The 17,914-nt window shown below is 38.3% G+C and carries 16 protein-coding genes; 6 read left to right on the top strand and 10 right to left on the bottom strand.

Translation table 11 applies throughout. From position 1 onward, the window contains the following. Nucleotides 1-68: 68 nt before the first annotated feature. The 8 genes from BMX69_RS20930 to BMX69_RS20895 all read right to left on the bottom strand — a co-directional run bounded on the left by BMX69_RS20930 (nucleotide 69) and on the right by BMX69_RS20895 (nucleotide 9,287). Entirely contained in the window at nucleotides 69-1,370 is a 1,302-nt protein-coding gene (locus BMX69_RS20930; RefSeq protein ID WP_100043914.1) for an alkaline phosphatase family protein, read from the bottom strand. Nucleotides 1,371-1,395: 25 nt separating this feature from the next. Then, complete coding sequence (locus BMX69_RS20925) at nucleotides 1,396-2,625, bottom strand: MFS transporter (RefSeq protein ID WP_100043413.1); 1,230 nt, start codon at nucleotides 2,623-2,625, stop codon at nucleotides 1,396-1,398. A gap of 105 nt (nucleotides 2,626-2,730) precedes the next feature. Then, entirely contained in the window at nucleotides 2,731-4,011 is a 1,281-nt protein-coding gene (gene hemL, locus BMX69_RS20920) for a glutamate-1-semialdehyde 2,1-aminomutase (RefSeq protein WP_054791062.1), read from the bottom strand. 66 nt (nucleotides 4,012-4,077) lie between these two features. Further along, complete coding sequence (gene cobA / locus BMX69_RS20915) at nucleotides 4,078-5,577, bottom strand: uroporphyrinogen-III C-methyltransferase (RefSeq protein WP_100043412.1); 1,500 nt, start codon at nucleotides 5,575-5,577, stop codon at nucleotides 4,078-4,080. Further along, nucleotides 5,574-6,479, bottom strand: coding sequence for a hydroxymethylbilane synthase (hemC, locus tag BMX69_RS20910; protein WP_054791077.1), 906 nt, complete (start codon nucleotides 6,477-6,479; stop codon nucleotides 5,574-5,576). The genes cobA and hemC overlap by 4 nt, the downstream gene beginning before the upstream one ends. An 8-nt stretch (nucleotides 6,480-6,487) precedes the next feature. Then, nucleotides 6,488-6,973, bottom strand: coding sequence for a precorrin-2 dehydrogenase/sirohydrochlorin ferrochelatase family protein (locus BMX69_RS20905; protein WP_100043411.1), 486 nt, complete (start codon nucleotides 6,971-6,973; stop codon nucleotides 6,488-6,490). Nucleotides 6,974-7,021: 48 nt separating this feature from the next. Next, the gene (gene hemA / locus BMX69_RS20900) at nucleotides 7,022-8,254 is read right to left on the bottom strand and encodes a glutamyl-tRNA reductase (RefSeq protein WP_100043410.1); all 1,233 of its coding nucleotides are present in this window, start codon (nucleotides 8,252-8,254) and stop codon (nucleotides 7,022-7,024) included. A gap of 130 nt (nucleotides 8,255-8,384) precedes the next feature. Then, nucleotides 8,385-9,287: a LysR family transcriptional regulator gene (locus tag BMX69_RS20895; RefSeq protein ID WP_100043409.1), complete on the bottom strand. Its 903-nt coding sequence runs from the start codon at nucleotides 9,285-9,287 to the stop codon at nucleotides 8,385-8,387. 99 nt (nucleotides 9,288-9,386) lie between these two features. Between BMX69_RS20895 and BMX69_RS24840 the strand changes: the two genes are divergently transcribed. From BMX69_RS24840 to BMX69_RS20875, 4 genes are all read left to right on the top strand, one after another. Further along, nucleotides 9,387-11,042, top strand: coding sequence for an FAD-dependent oxidoreductase (locus tag BMX69_RS24840; RefSeq protein ID WP_330387504.1), 1,656 nt, complete (start codon nucleotides 9,387-9,389; stop codon nucleotides 11,040-11,042). 33 nt (nucleotides 11,043-11,075) lie between these two features. Continuing rightward, nucleotides 11,076-12,029, top strand: a complete 954-nt coding sequence (locus tag BMX69_RS24835; protein WP_100043407.1) for a (4Fe-4S)-binding protein — start codon at nucleotides 11,076-11,078, stop codon at nucleotides 12,027-12,029. 98 nt (nucleotides 12,030-12,127) lie between these two features. Then, entirely contained in the window at nucleotides 12,128-13,165 is a 1,038-nt protein-coding gene (locus BMX69_RS20880) for a YeiH family protein (protein WP_242941311.1), read from the top strand. A gap of 39 nt (nucleotides 13,166-13,204) precedes the next feature. Next, nucleotides 13,205-13,999, top strand: coding sequence for a sirohydrochlorin cobaltochelatase (locus BMX69_RS20875; RefSeq protein WP_054791064.1), 795 nt, complete (start codon nucleotides 13,205-13,207; stop codon nucleotides 13,997-13,999). A gap of 63 nt (nucleotides 14,000-14,062) precedes the next feature. Here the strand turns inward: BMX69_RS20875 and BMX69_RS25150 are convergent, their stop codons facing one another. Together BMX69_RS25150 and BMX69_RS20865 are read right to left on the bottom strand one after the other, a co-directional pair. Then, the gene (locus BMX69_RS25150) at nucleotides 14,063-14,473 is read right to left on the bottom strand and encodes a YbaN family protein (protein WP_054791065.1); all 411 of its coding nucleotides are present in this window, start codon (nucleotides 14,471-14,473) and stop codon (nucleotides 14,063-14,065) included. A 13-nt stretch (nucleotides 14,474-14,486) separates the two neighbouring features. Next, entirely contained in the window at nucleotides 14,487-14,960 is a 474-nt protein-coding gene (locus BMX69_RS20865; protein ID WP_054791066.1) for a pyridoxamine 5'-phosphate oxidase family protein, read from the bottom strand. Nucleotides 14,961-15,074: 114 nt separating this feature from the next. On the opposite strand from BMX69_RS20865, the gene pdxR reads away from it, so the two are divergent. Both pdxR and BMX69_RS20855 read left to right on the top strand, forming a co-directional pair. Continuing rightward, nucleotides 15,075-16,481, top strand: coding sequence for a MocR-like pyridoxine biosynthesis transcription factor PdxR (gene pdxR / locus BMX69_RS20860; protein WP_100043406.1), 1,407 nt, complete (start codon nucleotides 15,075-15,077; stop codon nucleotides 16,479-16,481). A gap of 329 nt (nucleotides 16,482-16,810) precedes the next feature. After that, nucleotides 16,811-17,914 carry a glycerol dehydrogenase gene (locus BMX69_RS20855; RefSeq protein WP_100043405.1) on the top strand — a complete coding sequence of 368 codons (1,104 nt, stop codon included), beginning with the start codon at nucleotides 16,811-16,813 and terminating at the stop codon, nucleotides 17,912-17,914.

The following is a 17,914-nucleotide window of genomic DNA, read 5'->3' as shown; positions in this document are numbered from 1 at the left end:
AGCCATCGTCACTCCACACGCCTTGAGCGAGTAAAAATAATGCCGAAAAGGCATACTTCTTCCCAGGTTTACGATTTCGTATTAATTCTGAATATCTCATCCAACACTCTGCCGTCACAAGGACCGAAATCAATGCCAAGAATTGCTGCAACCGTAGGAGCTATATCTACCATCTGGATTTCTCCCAACTGGTATTCTTTCTTAATACAATTTCCTGATACTACAAAGCCACATCGATACTCTGGTTTCTCTGGAGAATACCCATGAGTTGCATACTTTCTATTCTCTTTCTCCAAGTCAGTCACAAGGGACCCGGTAAGGCTGTCATCAAAACAGTAACCAGTCTTTGCTTCCAGCATATACCCCGAAACCGGGAACGCATGAAAACGTTCCAGTTCTTCTCTGGTATAGATCCTCTCAATACCTAAGTTCTTCTCTTCTGCCGCTTTTAGAAGAATCTGTAGTACACGATGCTTCGCATCCTCGTCATTTTCCTTTAAGTGCAAATAGGCAGACCCTCCTGCAGACTGTATATAGGCTCTCCAAAACATTTTCCCTTTTTCTTCATAAATAAGGCCTTCTTCTTTTAACAATTGATTCAGCTTCACCTTGTACCTTACATTTTTCTGCCCATGATCTCCCAACACCAGAAAAACCGTTTCCTCAAAAATGCCTGCTTCCCGAACTGCCTCGATAATCTTACCGATTCTTTCATCCATCCGGATCAGAACCTTGTCAATCTCAGGACTGTCTGTCCCATAATGATGCTTCGCATCGTCCAGTTCAATGAAATGCATCATCAGAAGTTCCGGTTTTTTGCTTAGAATGGTATCTTTTCCGCACATGGCTGTAAAATCATCCAGGTAAGGCTGTTCAATCCCTTTTCTTGACTTTCCATATTTTTTCTCAAGCCCCATGCAAAAAAATGGACTTCCGCTTTTTAAGATCTTAAGCGCTTGATTCTCACGTCCGATTGCCTTTATCTCCGGAAGATTATAGCGAATGGAGGCCTTTCCGGTAACAGGCCAAAGGATTCCGGCTGATTTCATTTCACAATTTCTCAAAGCATCATACACAGCAGGTGCCTTAATATCCTTTTTAAACCAGAACCACGCCTGTTCTTCTTCATCAATAAAAGGCTGGAGAGGGGTATTATGATAGATTCCATGCTTATCAGGATAAACGCCGGTCACCATAGTGGTATGCACTACATAGGTAAGAGTCGGATAGACACTTTTTAATTTTGTACTGAACGCTCCGCTTTTTATTAATCGGGAAAGGTTGGGAAGCCGACTTGCCTTTTCCCAGTTATCTTCTGAAAATGCATCATAGGAGATCACTACCAAATGCTTTGCTTTTCCGTTGCTCATTTTTCCAGCTCCATTATCTTTCATCTTATTTTTGTTCTTTAGGAAGTGTTATAAAAATAACTAATCCAATTAAAAAAAGAGGAATAATTCCCAAAATACTCCATCTGGCATTGCCGGTAATGGCTGTTGTAAGGGACATCAGCGTTGGACCAATAATGGCTGAGAATTTGCCGAATATATTATAAAATCCAAAAAATTCATTGGATTTTTCCTTGGGAATAATCTTTGCATAATAGGACCGGCTTAGGGCCTGAATCCCTCCCTGTGCAGAACCGATCATGGCTCCAAGAATGAAAATATGCCACAGGGAATCTAAAAAAAATGCAGCAATACAGGTAATTATATAAGTAATTATACCGATGATAATCATGGTTCTGGCAGAAAACCTTTTCGCCAGGTTTCCATATAAAATGGCACAGGGAAAGGCGATCAGCTGTATAATCAGTAAGATTCCCAGCAATGAGAATGTATCCAGTGTATAGTTTCCGAGGACAGCGGTGGCATAAGGAACTACCATTTTAATTATGGTATCCACACCATCAATATAGAAAAAATATGCACCAAGGAAGTAGAATACGGTTTTATACTGCCTGATTTGTTTAAACGTTGCCGCCAGTCTTTTAAAACTGTTTCTTACCGGATGTTGTTCGGGTTCCACATAATGAATCTGTTTTACATTTTTTATCATCGGGAAAGTCAAGAGTCCCCACCATAAAGCAGTAATGATAAATCCAATCTGATATCCGATTGACTTGTCCATCCCCAAAAGAAATATGAGCACCAGACTGATGCCAAAAGGTATGACACTGGATATATAGCCGAACGCAAAACCAAGGGAAGAAATCTTATCCATTCTCTCATCACTGGTAACATCAACGATAAATGCATCATAGAAAATATTGGATCCTGAAAATCCAATTGCCGATAAGATAAAAAAAAGAATTAAAAGCTGCCATTGTCCGCTGGAGGGAGGAATAAACGCCAGCGAAGCGGTTGCAAGGACACCCAGACAGGTAAAGAATACAAAAAACCGTTTCTTTTTATCTTTATAATCGGCGGCAGCACCTAAAACCGGACTTAAAACCGCCACTAGAATACTGGCAATGGAGTTAAAATACCCCAGATCCATGCTGTATTTCACATTGTCAAACATTCCGAAAATAATCGGCAGTAATGCAGTGGTGACAGCCATTGAGTAAGCCGAATTGCCGCAATCAACCAATATCCATGATTTCTCTTCTCTGCTTAATTTCATAATTGAATACTCCTTCCAGCCTTTATAATCCAATTATATCATAACGTTAAGCATCGTCTTGTAAAAACATTGTAAAAGTGCATCAGGATTTCTGCTTTTTTATTATCATATTGACTTTAAATATTGTTCAATAACAAGAAGAGTGTCTTCAACGTCCTGACGAGTATGAGCATAAGAAAAGAACATTGCCTCAAATTGAGCAGGTGCTATATATACTCCATGTTCTAACATAAATCTAAAATATCTTGCATATTCCTTCGTATCTGCCATCTTTGCCGTCTCATAATCCGTAACCTTAGAATTAGCAAAGAAAAAGCATGCTAGTGAACCTATCCCAGTCACTTGACACTTTATATTATACCTGCCAAGTAACCTATCTACCTCATTCCTAAAATACTCTCCAAGTTCATTAATCTTAGTATAAACCTCCGGATGTTCCTTCAAATACTTAAGCTGTGCCATACCTGCTGCCATAGCAACCGGGTTCCCACTTAAGGTTCCTGCTTGATATACCGGACCAACTGGTGCCACCATTTCCATAATTTCGCGTCGTCCACCATAGCACCCCACCGGCATACCACCACCAATAATTTTTCCAAATGTAGCTAAGTCTGGCATGATATTATAATAGCCTTGTGCTCCCCTTAAAGAAAGGCGAAAGCCTGTAATCACTTCGTCAAAAATCAGAAGTGCTCTATGTTTCGTACATAACTCTCTTAGACCTTGCAAAAATCCCTCTTGTGGTAATACAACTCCCATATTGGCAGCCACTGGCTCTACAATAATCGCAGCGATTTCATCCTTATTCTGCTCAAATAACTCGATAACACGATCCAGATCATTATACTTTGCTTGTAATGTGTCTTTTACAATATTGCTTGGAACTCCCAAACTGTCTGGAATTCCAGCAACCATTACTCCAGACCCTGCTTTTACTAATAAACCATCGCTATGACCATGATAACAGCCTTCAAATTTAATAATTTTACTTCTTCTTGTATATCCTCTTGCAGCTCGAATGGCACTCATTACTGCTTCTGTTCCTGAGTTTACCATTCGGACCATTTCAAAGCATGGAACTATTTCACATAATAGTTCTGCCATTTCAACTTCAACTTCTGTAGCAGCACCATAACTTAAACCTTTTTGTGCTGCTTCTATCACTGCCTTACGGATAACTTCATGATTATGACCAAGAATCATCGGCCCCCATGAATTTATATAATCAATATATTTATTTCCATCTACATCATAGATATAAGCCCCATCTGCCGACTCAATAAAACGGGGACTTCCGCCTACTGATAAAAATGCCCTTACCGGACTATTTACTCCACCTGGAAGATGTTTTACTGCTCGTTCAAATAGTTGTTCTGATTTAGTCATTAACCAATTCTCCCATCCTTAATAATTTTAGCAAGTTCCTTTGCATGTTTATTGTCATTGTACGAATCAGTGACACGATCCCCTCATATTTATTTCTATAACACTTTCAATTAAACTATCAATAGTAGCTTCTTTTGCAACTGTAATTTTCATTCCATACAATGCTGCTTCTTTCGCCGTCAGCTCACCAATGCAAACTGCTTGAACCTTATGAAAATCCATATCCTTCATTGTTTTGACAAAGCTGCGAACTGTTGAAGCACTTGTAAATGTTACAATATCTGTTTCCTCGATACATACTTGTTCATTCTCTTCATAAATAATATCGTACACCGGAACAGCCTTTATATGAACATTTGTAGTAGACAGATAATTAGCAAGTTCGCTGTCTGTTTCATTGGGTATTAATACAAGCACTTTGTCTTCCGGCTGGGCCATTGCTGCAATTCCTTTTCCCAGTTCCGTTCCATAGTATTTCTCTGGCATATAGGTTACACGAATACCTCTTTTCTCTATTGCCTTACGGGTAGCAGGTCCTACTGCTCCAAAATGACAATTCCATAAGCTTCGAATATCTATATGCTGTTGAAATAAACGATCAAAAAATATATCTACAGCTACTTCACTTCCAAACAGAATCCATTTATAATCCTTGATTGTATTAAGTACCTCTATCAATTGGGTGTTATCCGGAATTGGCTTTACAGAAGTTCCTGATAGCATGACCACCTCTGCTCCAAGATCATATAGCTTTGCTGCAAGTGAGGATGCTTTATCTTTTGGTCTTGTTACAACCACTCTTGCTCCGCTAAGCAGTCTCTTCTCTGCCCAAGCAAAGGTTTGAGAAAGAGAACACACTTTGCCTACTACAATAATTCCAGGTGTTCCTATGTTCTTCTTTATGGCTTCCTCTGGCAAAGTAGCAATAGTAGCAATAACATTTCTCTGCTTTGCGGTTGTACCACGTTCTAATATTGCTGCAGGAGTTGTTCCAGCCATTCCTGCTTCTATTAATCCTCTGCAAATATCAGATAATGCAGCAACCCCCATCAAAAACACGAGTGTTGTTTCTCCAAGCGCTGCTAAACTTTTATAATCTATGGATTCCTGGCATCCTTTCTTTCTATGTCCGGTAATAATATGCAAAGAGGAGGTAAAATCACGGTGAGTCACCGGTATCCCTGCATAAGCAGGTACAGAAATCGCAGATGTAATACCTGGTACAATCTCATAAGGAATACCATGTTCACAAAGCAACTCAAGCTCCTCTCCCCCTCGGCCAAATAAGAAAGGATCACCGCCTTTTAGCCTTACTACTTTTTTTCCCTCTAAAGCCTCTTCTAACAGAATTTCATTAATACGCTCTTGTACTACCGTATGATTTCCTGAATATTTTCCAACATTTATCTTCTTAGCAGACTTTGGTATCATCTGAAGAATTCCTTGTCCCACCAACTGATCATATACCACTACTTCCGCTTGCTCTAAAACATCTTTTCCTTTTATCGTAAGCAATCCGGGATCCGATGGTCCTGCGCCGACTAACCACACTTTTCCTGCCATCATCCAATCTCACCCCTTAAGCGTAATGCTAAATGTTCTCCGACTATTTCTGCTCTTTCCTTGCGGTCTACAACTTCGGCAACTCTATGTTCTGTAGTTATCTCATTATAATACAAGCCGATTAACTTTATATATTCCCCTTCTACCGTTGCATGCGCTGCGATTGGAGAAGAACAGCCTCCATCTAAAGTGCGGACAAAGCTTCTTTCTGCTAAGGCTGCATATGTGGTATTAACATCCTTTATGTATTTTAAGAATTCGACATCTAAATCTCTTCTGGCTTGAATGGAAAGAATGCCTTGACCTGCTGCCGGAATCATCTCTTCCGCCGAAAAATAGTGACTAATACGTTGGGGTAATCCAACTCTTTGTAACCCTGCTGCTGCTAAAATCAAAGAGGAATATTCTCCCCTATCTAATTTAGCCAGTCTTGTAATAACATTTCCGCGAACAATATTTGTACACGCATCTGGAATTATTTTTTTTATTTGTAACTTTCTTCTTGCACTAGAAGAACCGATATTTTGATAGTATAAAGCCTTATCTTCATTTTCTGCGAATTCACATCCTTTTGGGAGCACTAATACATCTCTTGCATCCCCTCGCTTTGGTAACGCCACAATTGGAAGTTCTTCATTCTCTTCCATCGGCATATCCTTTAAGCTATGAATTGCAATATCAATTCTACCATCTAGCAATGCTTGGTCTAATTCCTTAACAAAGAGGCCTTTTCCGCCAATCTTATCTAAGCTCTGATCTAATATTAAATCACCGGTAGTCTTTAACGTAATTAACTCTAGCTCTATATCCGGGTTGTAGCGCATAATCTCTTTCATTACTAATTCAGTCTGCATTACAGCTAATTTACTATCTCGACTGCCCACTACAATTTTATTCTTTTTCATATTAATAATTACGCCTTTCCATAATCTGAAAACTTTGTCTCCCAGGCATTTGTCTCTAATTCCTGTTGTATTTTCCTTGTCACATTTTTTGCTAAACGATGATTCGTACCGCTGGCTGTTATTCCAACTACAATCTCTCCCTTACTTGCAATACCAGGAAAATAGAAATTACTCTCTTCTTTACAGTCACAAATATTACGGTAACAGTCCATTTCTTTTGTTTCCTTATAAACGGAATAATTAACGTTTCTATCATTGGTGCATGCTAAAACCATATATCCTTGCTTACAATCACCCTTTGCATATTGTTTTTGTAACCAGCCAATCTGATGGTTATGAAATAAATCGAGTAAACCTTCATGCAAGTCAGGTGAAATAACCGTTATCTCACCGCCAAACGGAAGCAACGTTTGTATTCTTCTTAAAGCTATATTTCCTCCACCAATCACTAGAATCTTTCTATCCTGTAAATCAATAAATACTGGAAACTTCAAATCTCTCCTCCCACCTAATTCGAAAACTTATGTAATTACAAGACTTGTTTACTTAACGCAGTACATTGCTGATTGTTCCAACGCTTTTAGAACTTCTTCACATTGGTCAATCTGTAAGACATCACGAAGTCCGAATATAATCTTAGATACTGCTTTTTTAGTAGCCATTTGAACATTAGATTGCAATAGTTCTTGTTGTTCCTTCGATATATCAATTGATTTATAGACTTTTGTTAACTTAGCATCTGTAATTTCACTAACAATATCACTGATGCCATCAACCGTTGATGCAAGATTTCGGAATTGATACCACTGTTTAAATTCATCTGCATACTCAGATAACAGTTCCCTTGTTTCTTCTAATACTTGTTCTCTGCCATTTGCTTCCTGAGTAAAGTAATCCATATTGAATACACTTACATCATCAAGTTCTTCTACCGTTGGCTCGATATCTCTTGGGATTGCCATATCAATCAGATAATAATTCTTTCCTTTCCGTCTTTTATTCTCAAACGTATTCCTATTTATGGTAAAATGATGGCTTTTCGTCGCACTAAAAATATAGTCCATAGCAGCAATATGTTCATATCTCTCATCATATAATACCACTCCACTGCCTTCCGGTATGATTGCTTTACTTTTTTTATATTGGCGAAGGGTCATCCACACCTCACACTTCTTCTCTAATAAATTTTGAGCCATTAAACGGCCCATTTCCCCATTACCAATTACTAAACAAGATTTCCCTGTTAAATCACCCTGTTCTTTTTCCAGCTGTTCTACAATTGTACGAGGCAGGGAAGTATTGCTCTTTGCTATTTGAATATTTGTTTTGGCTTTTTTTGCAGCTGTAATAGCAATTCGAAATAAACATTCTAAGACGGAGTCTATATATTGATACTCTCTTGCTTGCTGCAGAGCTTGTTTTAATTGAGTTAAAATCTGATCTTCACCAAATATCTGGGAGTGAATACCACAACCTAATTCCATTAAGTAATTTACTGCCTCATCCCCCTGCCTGCAAACACAAAAGCTACGCAAAGTCTCTTTGGCATTTTCTCCTATTACTAGCTGACTAAAGCATTCTACTTCAGATGTACCTAATTCACTAAACCAGATTTCGGTTCGATTGCAGGTAGATACTATGATACAACCGCTCGAGTGATATCTCTCTTTTATTGCTTTTGCAATTTCTAATTGTTTTTCAAATGTTAGAGAAACATGCTCTCTGTCTTCGATACCAGCGGTATTATAGTCAATCCCCACCATGCTGATGTTCATTTTTATATCCTCACTTTTTCATTCTACTTAAGAATCGAAACTCCAAGTATCGTTACTTTTAACATAACACAGCACCTATATTGATACAAATAAGAATCTTCTAAGACAATCATAAGATTTACCTATATCACTATAGCAAACGATCGAAGATTTCTGCATACTTATATTTTTTAACCAGATCAATGAATTCTTCCATTTGCTTTGATACAAATTTGTTTTTATGATATACAATACTAAAAGAGCGATTCCAAGTAGTATCTCTATTTTTAATTACAACGATCCTGCCATTTTCAATCTGCTCTTTTGCAAGCCGAATGGATAGTACCGCCAGGCAATGATTATCAATCACAGATCGGATCATTGCTGTTGGACAATTTGCAACCATGCTGATATTTATGGATACACCCTGTTCTTTTAAATAGTTTTCAAATAGCTCTCGTGTTCCACTGCCTTCTTCCCGCATTACAAATTTTTCTCCGGCTAAATCCTTTGATGTAAAGCTCTTTTTCTTTGCAAATGGGTGATTAGCACTACATACTAAAACCAAGTAATCGTCTACAGCAGGTATCGTCACTAAATCCGGACTCTTCACTCTCCCCTCTACAAGACCAATATCTAACTCAGAATTCAATATCTTCTCTTCGATATGATGTGTATTGTTTATGTAAGAATAGATTTCAACTTCGTTATTTAACTCTTGATATGAATTCAATATATCACTTGTAAGACAGCTTCCTACTGTAATCGTTGAACCAACTTTAAGCTTTTGATACCCAGTTGCTTCAAACATTTTACTTTCTAAATAATCAAATTGTTCTACCACCTGCTTAGAATATGAAAGCAACTGTCTTCCCTTTTCAGTTATATATAGTTTTTTCGATAACCGTTCAAACAATAGCGCCCCATAATGATCTTCTAACTCCTTAATCGCTTGACTTACGGTTGGCTGGGATACATAAAACTTAGCCGCAGCAATGCTCATCTTCCCACTTTGTGCTACTTCATTAAATATTCTCAAATGGCGTATCGTCATGGAATCACCTCTATTTTATTTTCTATCATAGGTTTTACCTATGACTTGGATAAGATATTATCACTTTTATTATATTAAAACAAGTGCTATATTAAACATATGTTAAAAAATAAACAAAGGGGTGTAGCTGTGAAGATTTTAATTATTGGCGGCGTTGCCGCAGGTACTAAGGTTGCAGCAAAGTTAAAACGTGAAAACCGCGACTATGACGTAACGATTCTAACCAAAAGCAAGGATATTTCCTACGCTGGTTGTGGATTGCCTTACTATGTGGGTAACGTAATCGAGCAACGCGAGCAATTAATAGTCAACACACCAGCTAGTTTTTCAGCGTTAACTGGTGTCACAGTATTGACTGAGACTGAAGTTATCAAAATGAACCGAGATCAAAAAACTGTAGAAGCAATGAACCTGGCAACAAACGAACAATCTACATATTCCTATGACAAGTTAGTGATTGCTTCCGGTGCAAGCCCAATAAAACCAACGATTGATGGTGTTAATTTAGATGGCGTATATTACATGAGAACTCCTGAAGATGCCATTGGTCTTCGGGAAGCAGTAGAAGCAGGAAAGATCAAACGTGCAGTCGTTGTAGGTGGTGGTTTTATTGGCCTTGAAGTCGCTGAGAACTTAAGCCTCCAAGGCGTACGCGTTACTGTACTGGATATGGCAGATCATATCTTACCTGGTTTTGACCCTGAATTAGCAGAGTATGTTGAAAATCACTTGGCTGACCATAGTATTATGGCAATGACTAATACCAGATTAGAAGCAATTCTTGGTGAAGAGAAAGTTGAGAAAGTTCAAACCGGAAAACGTGCTATCAAATGTGATGCAGTAATTCTTGCAATGGGTATTCGTGCTAACACATCCTTTGCTGTAAACACTGGTCTGGAATTCATGAAAAATCAGACAATCAAGGTAAATGAATTTCTTATGACAAACGATCCTGATATCTATGCAGTTGGAGACTGTGCTTGTGTATCCAATGCATTAACGAAAGAAAGCGCCTGGTCCCCTATGGGTTCATCCGCTAATATTGAAGGTCGTATTGCTGCCAGAAATATAGCCGGAGGCCGCATATCCTATCACGGTGTACTTGGAACCGGTGTATGTAAATTACCAGAACTTAATGTTGGAAGAACTGGTTTAACAGAAGCAGGGGCAATTGCGGCTGGCTATGATGCTGTTAGTGTTGTTACTGTAGTGGATGATAAAGCACACTACTATCCGCAGGCATCTTATTTTATAGTAAAAATGATTGCTGATAAAACTACAAAGAAATTATTAGGTCTTCAAGTATTAGGTAAAGGCAGCGTTGATAAAATGATTGATATCGCAGTTACAGCCCTTACGATGAAGGCAACATTAGAAGATATCGAGAACATGGATTTAGCGTATGCACCTCCATTCTCTACAGCAATTCATCCATTATCCCATACGGTGAATGTTCTTTTAAATAAAATAAGTGGTGCTTTTAATAGTATCACTCCAACAGATTACAAGGCTGGTAAGGCTGAAGGTATCAAATTAATTGATGCCTCTATTGCCCCATCCATTGCAGGTGCTCCTTATATGGATTTAACAAAGGTTACCGGCAAAGTTGCGGACTATTCATTGGATGATAAACTATTACTGGCCTGTTCCAAAGGTAAAAGAGCCTATTTATTACAAAATCGCCTGAAACACTTCGGATATACAAATACTTTGGTTCTTGAAGGTGGATCTATATTTAATTCAATTGAGTTATAGATAGAAGTTAACTAATTTTATGGAGGGAAAAACATGACACAATTAAAAGTAACTGCAGAAGATGAAAAAAGAGTAAAGGCCCTTGGGTTTCTTAGAAACAAGGGAACTGATAACTTTTCAGCAAGAATTATTACTGTAAATGGTAAAATTACTGCAGCTCAGAACAAATGCTTATCTGAGGCATCTGAAATTTATGGTAACGGTATCGTTACTATGACAACAAGATTAACACTTGAATGCCAAGGCGTTCATTACGATAACATTGAGAAATTCCGTGAATATATTGCAAAGGAAGGACTTGTTACCGGCGGTACCGGTTCAAAAGTACGTCCGGTTGTATCTTGCAAAGGAACCACTTGCCAATATGGTCTTATTGACACATTTGAACTTTCAGAAGAAATTCACGAACGTTTTTATAATGGCTATGCAAGCGTAAAATTACCTCATAAATTTAAAATTGCTGTAGGCGGCTGCCCTAATAACTGTGTAAAGCCAGACTTAAACGACTTAGGCATTATCGGTCAATTAATTCCTAACTATGATGAAGATAATTGTAATGCTTGTAAAAAATGTTCTGTTGTAGAATCATGTCCTATGGCTGCTGCAACGTTAGTAGATGGTGTTCCTACGATTGATAAAGATGTCTGTAATAACTGTGGCCGTTGCGTCGGTAAATGTCATTTTGATTGCATCGAAGATGGCATAAGCGGATACAAGATTTACATAGGTGGCAGATGGGGTAAAAAAGTAGCACACGGAATTTCTCTTGATCGTGTATTCACCAGCAAAGAGGAAGCTTTAGCAATCATTGAAAAAACAATTCTTCTCTATAGAGAGCAGGGACAAACCGGAGAACGTTTATCCGATACAATTTCCCGTATTGGTTTTGAAAATGTTCAAGCTCAGTTATACGCAAATGATTTACTAGACCGCAAACAGGAAATCTTAGACGCTAAACTTCACTTAGTAGGCGGCGCAACTTGTTAATATAGGCTTTATAATAACCGAATAGAGTAAAAGCTCTATCGGTTATTATTTCGGGCTTTATCGTTAAAAATTTAACTACTTTTGAGGGGACATTACAAATGATGAACAAAAAATCTTACTTAGCGATTGGGACTTGCGTTGTTATTGCAATCATAGCAACTTATCTTGGAAAACTTCAAAATATTATTGGTGCACCAATGATTGGTCTATTTATCGGAATGCTTCTTGTAAACATCTTACCTAGCATAGACAAAGACTTTAAAAAAGGTACAACTTTTGCAGGTAAAAAGTGCTTAAACTTAGGTATCATCCTTGCAGGCGGAACACTCAATTTTGCTCAAATTTTAGGATTTGGTGCGAAAGCGCTTCCATTAATTATTATAAATATCTGCTTATCCTTTACAGTAGCATATTTCGTTGGTAAACAATTAAAACAATCCTGGAATACTTGCACTTTAGTTGGTGGAGGAACCTGTATCTGCGGCGGTACGGCCATTGCTACTCTCGCTTCTATTATTAAAGCAAAGGAAACTGAGATTGCTTACGCTATGACAGCGATCTTTCTTTTTGATATATTGGCAGCTCTGGTATACCCATACTTAGCAGGTGCACTTAATTTAACTTCCAATCAATTTGGATTTCTTGCAGGCACTGCAATCAATGATACATCAAGTGTTGCAGCATCGGAAGCTACATATAATGCAATAAATGGTTTAGACTTAAATCTAGCAATTACAGTAAAGCTTACACGTACTACTATGCTCATTGCATTAGCAGTAATCTTCACTATCATCACAGTTCGTCAACAATCTAAGAACAATTCTGCAAATGCGGAGCAAACAAGTATTTCAAAAACTGTATTAAAAGTATTCCCATGGTTTATCCTTGGCTTTTTAATAATGGCAATTTTTAATACAGTAGGTTTATTCGATTTAGTTAACGGACTGGACAAATACTTAAAAGCCGGTTATAAATTATTTATTACCATTGCATTAGCAGGCGTGGGATTCAAGATCAAATTCAAAGATTTATTAACGAAAGGTATTAAGCCTATTATTCTTGGTGGATGCACTTGGTTAGCTGTTGCTGCTTCCTCGATGATATTCATTCATTTGTTTGCAGAATTTATAGGTTAATTTAAAAAGACATTTTAAGAGGAAAGGAGCCCTATCACTATGGATCTGCATCAATCAAAAAAAGCGATTCTAATTGTAAGTTATGGTAAAAATTCTTTAAGTACCGGTAACAGCTTTATCTTAGCACTAGAAAAACAATTAAAATCAGCCTTACAAGACTATGCTGTATATCCAGCAATCATTAGCCATGGACAGGATAAGGATTCCACGGGCCTGCCTTTTCTCTTTAAGGTGCTGGAACAGCTATATTATAATAAAATAACTACACTTCTTGTCCTACCAACATTCCTACTGCCTGGTCATAGTTTTCTTAAAATGCAACAAACTCTGGCTGATCATCAACATTTATTTAATGAGATCAACATTTGCAAACCATTACTGGCTGCGAAAGAATGCTATGGCCCAATTTCTACTTCCCTTGCAACCCTATATCCAATTCACAATGATGATGAGGTAATTGTATTCTTAGGGCATGGCAGTTCCCACTCATCCAGTATTTATTACAATGAACTTGAGACATACTTTCATAATAATCATCACATAAATTATTATGTGTTAACTCTTGATTTTCTTTCGGATATAGGTGACTTTATTGCAATGTTACATAAAAGAGGCATAAAATATATACGGTTAATTCCATTACTAATGCTTGCCGGCTATCACGTCTTTCACGACATGGCCGGCAAGCATCAGGAATCTTTATATTCTATTTTAACTGCAGCAGGTTTTAAAGTAGACTGCGTTCTGTCTGGACTTGGAAATGAGCCTATCATTCAGCAAATATTGATAGATCAGCTTCTAATACAAATTAATAAAGATAATTTACTTTATTAATCCCCAAACTGTGGCATCCCATTTACCCTTGCGTTCAACTACTGTGATTTGATTTCTGTTTTTTTATGTGTCCTCCTGCACTGTCTTATGAGGTGGTATTTTGCTTGGTATTGTCTTGATTCTGAAAGTAAAATACCACCATTTGAATACCATAATACAAGCAATTCCTGTTCGGAGAGTCCATGACGAAATGAGCACCAAGGTAATGATTAGGATACAACTCACCGGAATGCACAGGCCGAGCTTTGCCTTCAGCGTCATGGCTCGTGTTCTTACAAACTCCGCCAAGTATTTCTGATATAACCTCGTGCCTGTAAACCACTTATGAAACTGTGGCGAACCTTTTGCGAAACAGAAACAAGCCATCAGATAAAACGGGGTGGTTGGCAAAATCGGAAGGATAATGCCAACCGTTCCCAGGCCAACCGCAAGAAGCCCAATGAACAAAAAGACGAGATTAAGGATTTTCTTCATGTGCGGCATATCCTTAATCGTAGTATTTTCCTGTCATTTCAAGAATCTCTACCTGAATGACAGCTGTACCTCTTACCATATTTTCAGGCAGCGTAGTCCCTGATAGGTGAGGGGTATATTTTTTTACAACCTCCATCAGAGCCTCCCTTTTCAGGTCAATATCATCCACCAAGGTAGCCATACCAGAAAGTATCACACTTTCGTATTTTGTGTTGGTATCGCAAGCCTTGCCGTCCGGGTCAAGGAGTAAGTCTTGCATTTCATAAGCGGTGATACTCACATGTGGGTCTGCTTTGATGTTGTTGATTTTTTTACCCTTGGGTAAGCCGTGCATATAAATAAAGCCATTGTGATAGACATGGTGCATTGGTATGACATACGGTGTACTATCCTCATTCAGCATAGCAAGACTACACGTTGCAGTCCGATTCAGCAAATCCTCCATCTTGTCCTTGGTCATCATATGTGTTTTCATTCTGTGTTGCATGATTTATTCCTCCATAATAAGATACTTTATTTCTTATCAAGTATATCGTATAATTGTATCTATCAAAAGCGACAATTATCAAATATTTAATAGGTACAATCAAGGAGAGAGCATATGTTAATCATAGACAGGCATTCAGATGAACCGTTATATATGCAAATTTATCATCAACTAAGGGAAAAGATAATATCCGGAGAGTTATGTGAGGGAAGCATTCTCCCACCTATCAGAACATTGGCCAGTACACTCTTAGTTGCAAAAAATACGGTTGACAGTGCATATCAGCAGCTTTGTTCCGAAGGTTATGTTCAAAGCAAGGTTGGCAGCGGCTATAAAGTGCAGAAAATAGCGATAAACAGCCTTGCTCCGTCCCATATAAAACAAACTGACTCTGAAAAGCCCATTACACAAGAATCAGAAGAAACATATACCATACAGTATGATTTCAAATACTGCCGACTTGATATTAAGAATTTTCCCCTTCGTATCTGGCGTAAACTGCTGAATCAGGTATTGCTATCCGATGAAATTGGGCATATCGCTGATTATCATGAGAAAAAGGGAGATTCGGCACTTCGGGTACAGATTATGAAATATCTCACCAACTCCAGAGGGGTTGTTTGCCGTCCGGAACAAATTATTCTTTGCTCCGGAGCTATGTCAGCCCTGAGTTTAGTCTGCCAGTTGCTCATGCAGGAAACCAACATTGTCGCTGTGGAAGATCCCTGCTATGACAGTGCCAGAGAAACCTTCATCAATCATGGTTATGATGTGATGCCTATTGGATTACAGGCTGATGGCATTGATTTGATGAAACTCTCGGCTTCCGGTACAAAGCTAGTCTATACCACGCCCTCCCATCAGTTTCCAACAGGTATTGTCATGTCAATCAACAAACGGCTCAAGCTGTTAGAATGGGCGGAACAGAATCACGCTTATATTATCGAGGACGATTATGACAGTGAGCTTCGTTATAACAGCAGACCAATCCCCTCTATCCATTCCCTCGACAAGAATGAACGGGTGATTTATGTCAACACCTTTTCCAAAGTGCTTGCTCCCGGCCTAAGAATGGGGTTTCTCGTTTTGCCGGAGGAATTACTGAAGCAATACCATGCTAATTTCTCAAATTATCATTGTTCTATTCCCTGGCTGGAGCAGAAAGTCATGTATCACTTTATCCAGCAGGGACATTGGAATCGGATGCTGAACAAATCCTCTGTATCCAATAAAAGAAAGCATGATATGTTAATCAGCACAATCCAAAGTCAGATGGCAGGGAGGGTATACATCCATGGCAAAAATGCCGGTCTGCACATTCTGCTGGAGGTTTATAATGGGATGTCTGAAAAAGAACTCATTGCGTCAGCACAAAGGGCGGGGGTTGGAGTTTATCCGGTATCCGATTATTGGATGAACCTGCAAAGCTACTCGGATAATTTGGTTCTCATGGGATACAGCAGTTTAACAGAAGAAGAAATTGTGGACGGTATCACCCGGCTATCCTCCGCTTGGTTTTAGAATATATTGAAAATAAAAGTAAAGCCAAACACTGCCTATAGAATAAATTAGCGTTTGCGATGCTTGGAATAAAAAAATCCCCCCGGAGAGCAAGGAACAAAATAAAGGGAATGCTATTGAACCAATCCTGGCAAAGGATCACGCTTAATTACTGTCTGTAAAACTGCTGCTAGTCCTGGATCCCTAATATCCTTTGACAAAAAATTAACTATAATTGCTTATCTGGATTGACATTTATGTGTAATAAAAATATAATACATTATATCGGTAAATAATTATCGATATATAATTATCAAACAAACAATCTAACAATCTAAGGAGGAATTAACATGGCTAATATAATTGGCAGTCCTGAACGTTACGTTCAAGGCAGAGGGATATTAGGTGAGCTATGTAAACATTTGCAAAATATAGGAAAGGCGCCCTTTATTTTAGTTAGCGAATCTGGTAAGGGACGTGTTAAAGAACCTATCGAAAAGAGTGCAAAAGAATATAATACAAAACTATTTTTCGAAACCTTTCAAGGTGAGTGCTCTCGTAATGAAATTGACCGCTTAGTGAACGTATATAAGGAATCTGGTTGTGATGTAGTTGTTGGAATTGGAGGAGGAAAGATCCACGATACAGCAAAAGCTCTTGCTTTTTACGCAGAAGCTCCTGTAGTAATCGTTCCTACCATTGCCGGAACAGATGCTCCATGCAGTGCTTTATCAGTTATCTATACAGACGACGGCGCATTTGAAGATTATCTTTTTCTTCCTAAAAATCCAAACATGGTTTTGGTCGATACTGAGGTAATTAGTTCTGCTCCGGCACGTTTACTTGTATCCGGTATGGGAGATGCATTGGCAACCTATTTTGAAGCCCGTGCATGTAAGCAGTCAAACAGTCCTAATTTTATTGGCGGCTACTATACCATCACCTCTATGGCAATTGCCAGATTATGTTATGATACATTACTTGCAAACGGTATTCAGGCTCTTGTTTCTGCGCAAGCGAAAGTATGTACAAAAGCACTGGAAAATATTGTTGAAGCAAATACATATCTTTCAGGTATTGGTTTTGAAAGCTGTGGTATCGCAGCAGCCCATGCGATTCATAATGGATTTACAGCTATCCATGAAACACATCAGTGTTATCATGGTGAGAAAGTGGCTTTTGGTACCTTAACTCAATTAGTACTTGAAAATGCTTCTCCGGAAGAATTTGAAGAAGTGATAAATTTTTGTTTAGATGTCGGATTGCCAACAACTCTGGAGGATCTTGGAATTCATGAGATTAAAATAGATGAAATAATGAAAGTTGCAGAATTAGCATGCAGCCCTAATGATACAATGGGGAACATGCCATTAACATTAACACCTGAAATCGTTTGTGATGCAATTATTGCCACAGATAAGCTGGGTCATTATTATAAAGCAAAGCGGCTTTAA

This window comes from Lacrimispora sphenoides JCM 1415 (genome assembly GCF_900105615.1).
Taxonomy (GTDB): Bacteria; Bacillota; Clostridia; order Lachnospirales; family Lachnospiraceae; genus Lacrimispora; species Lacrimispora sphenoides.
This window is presented reverse-complemented; position numbering and strand designations above follow the sequence as displayed.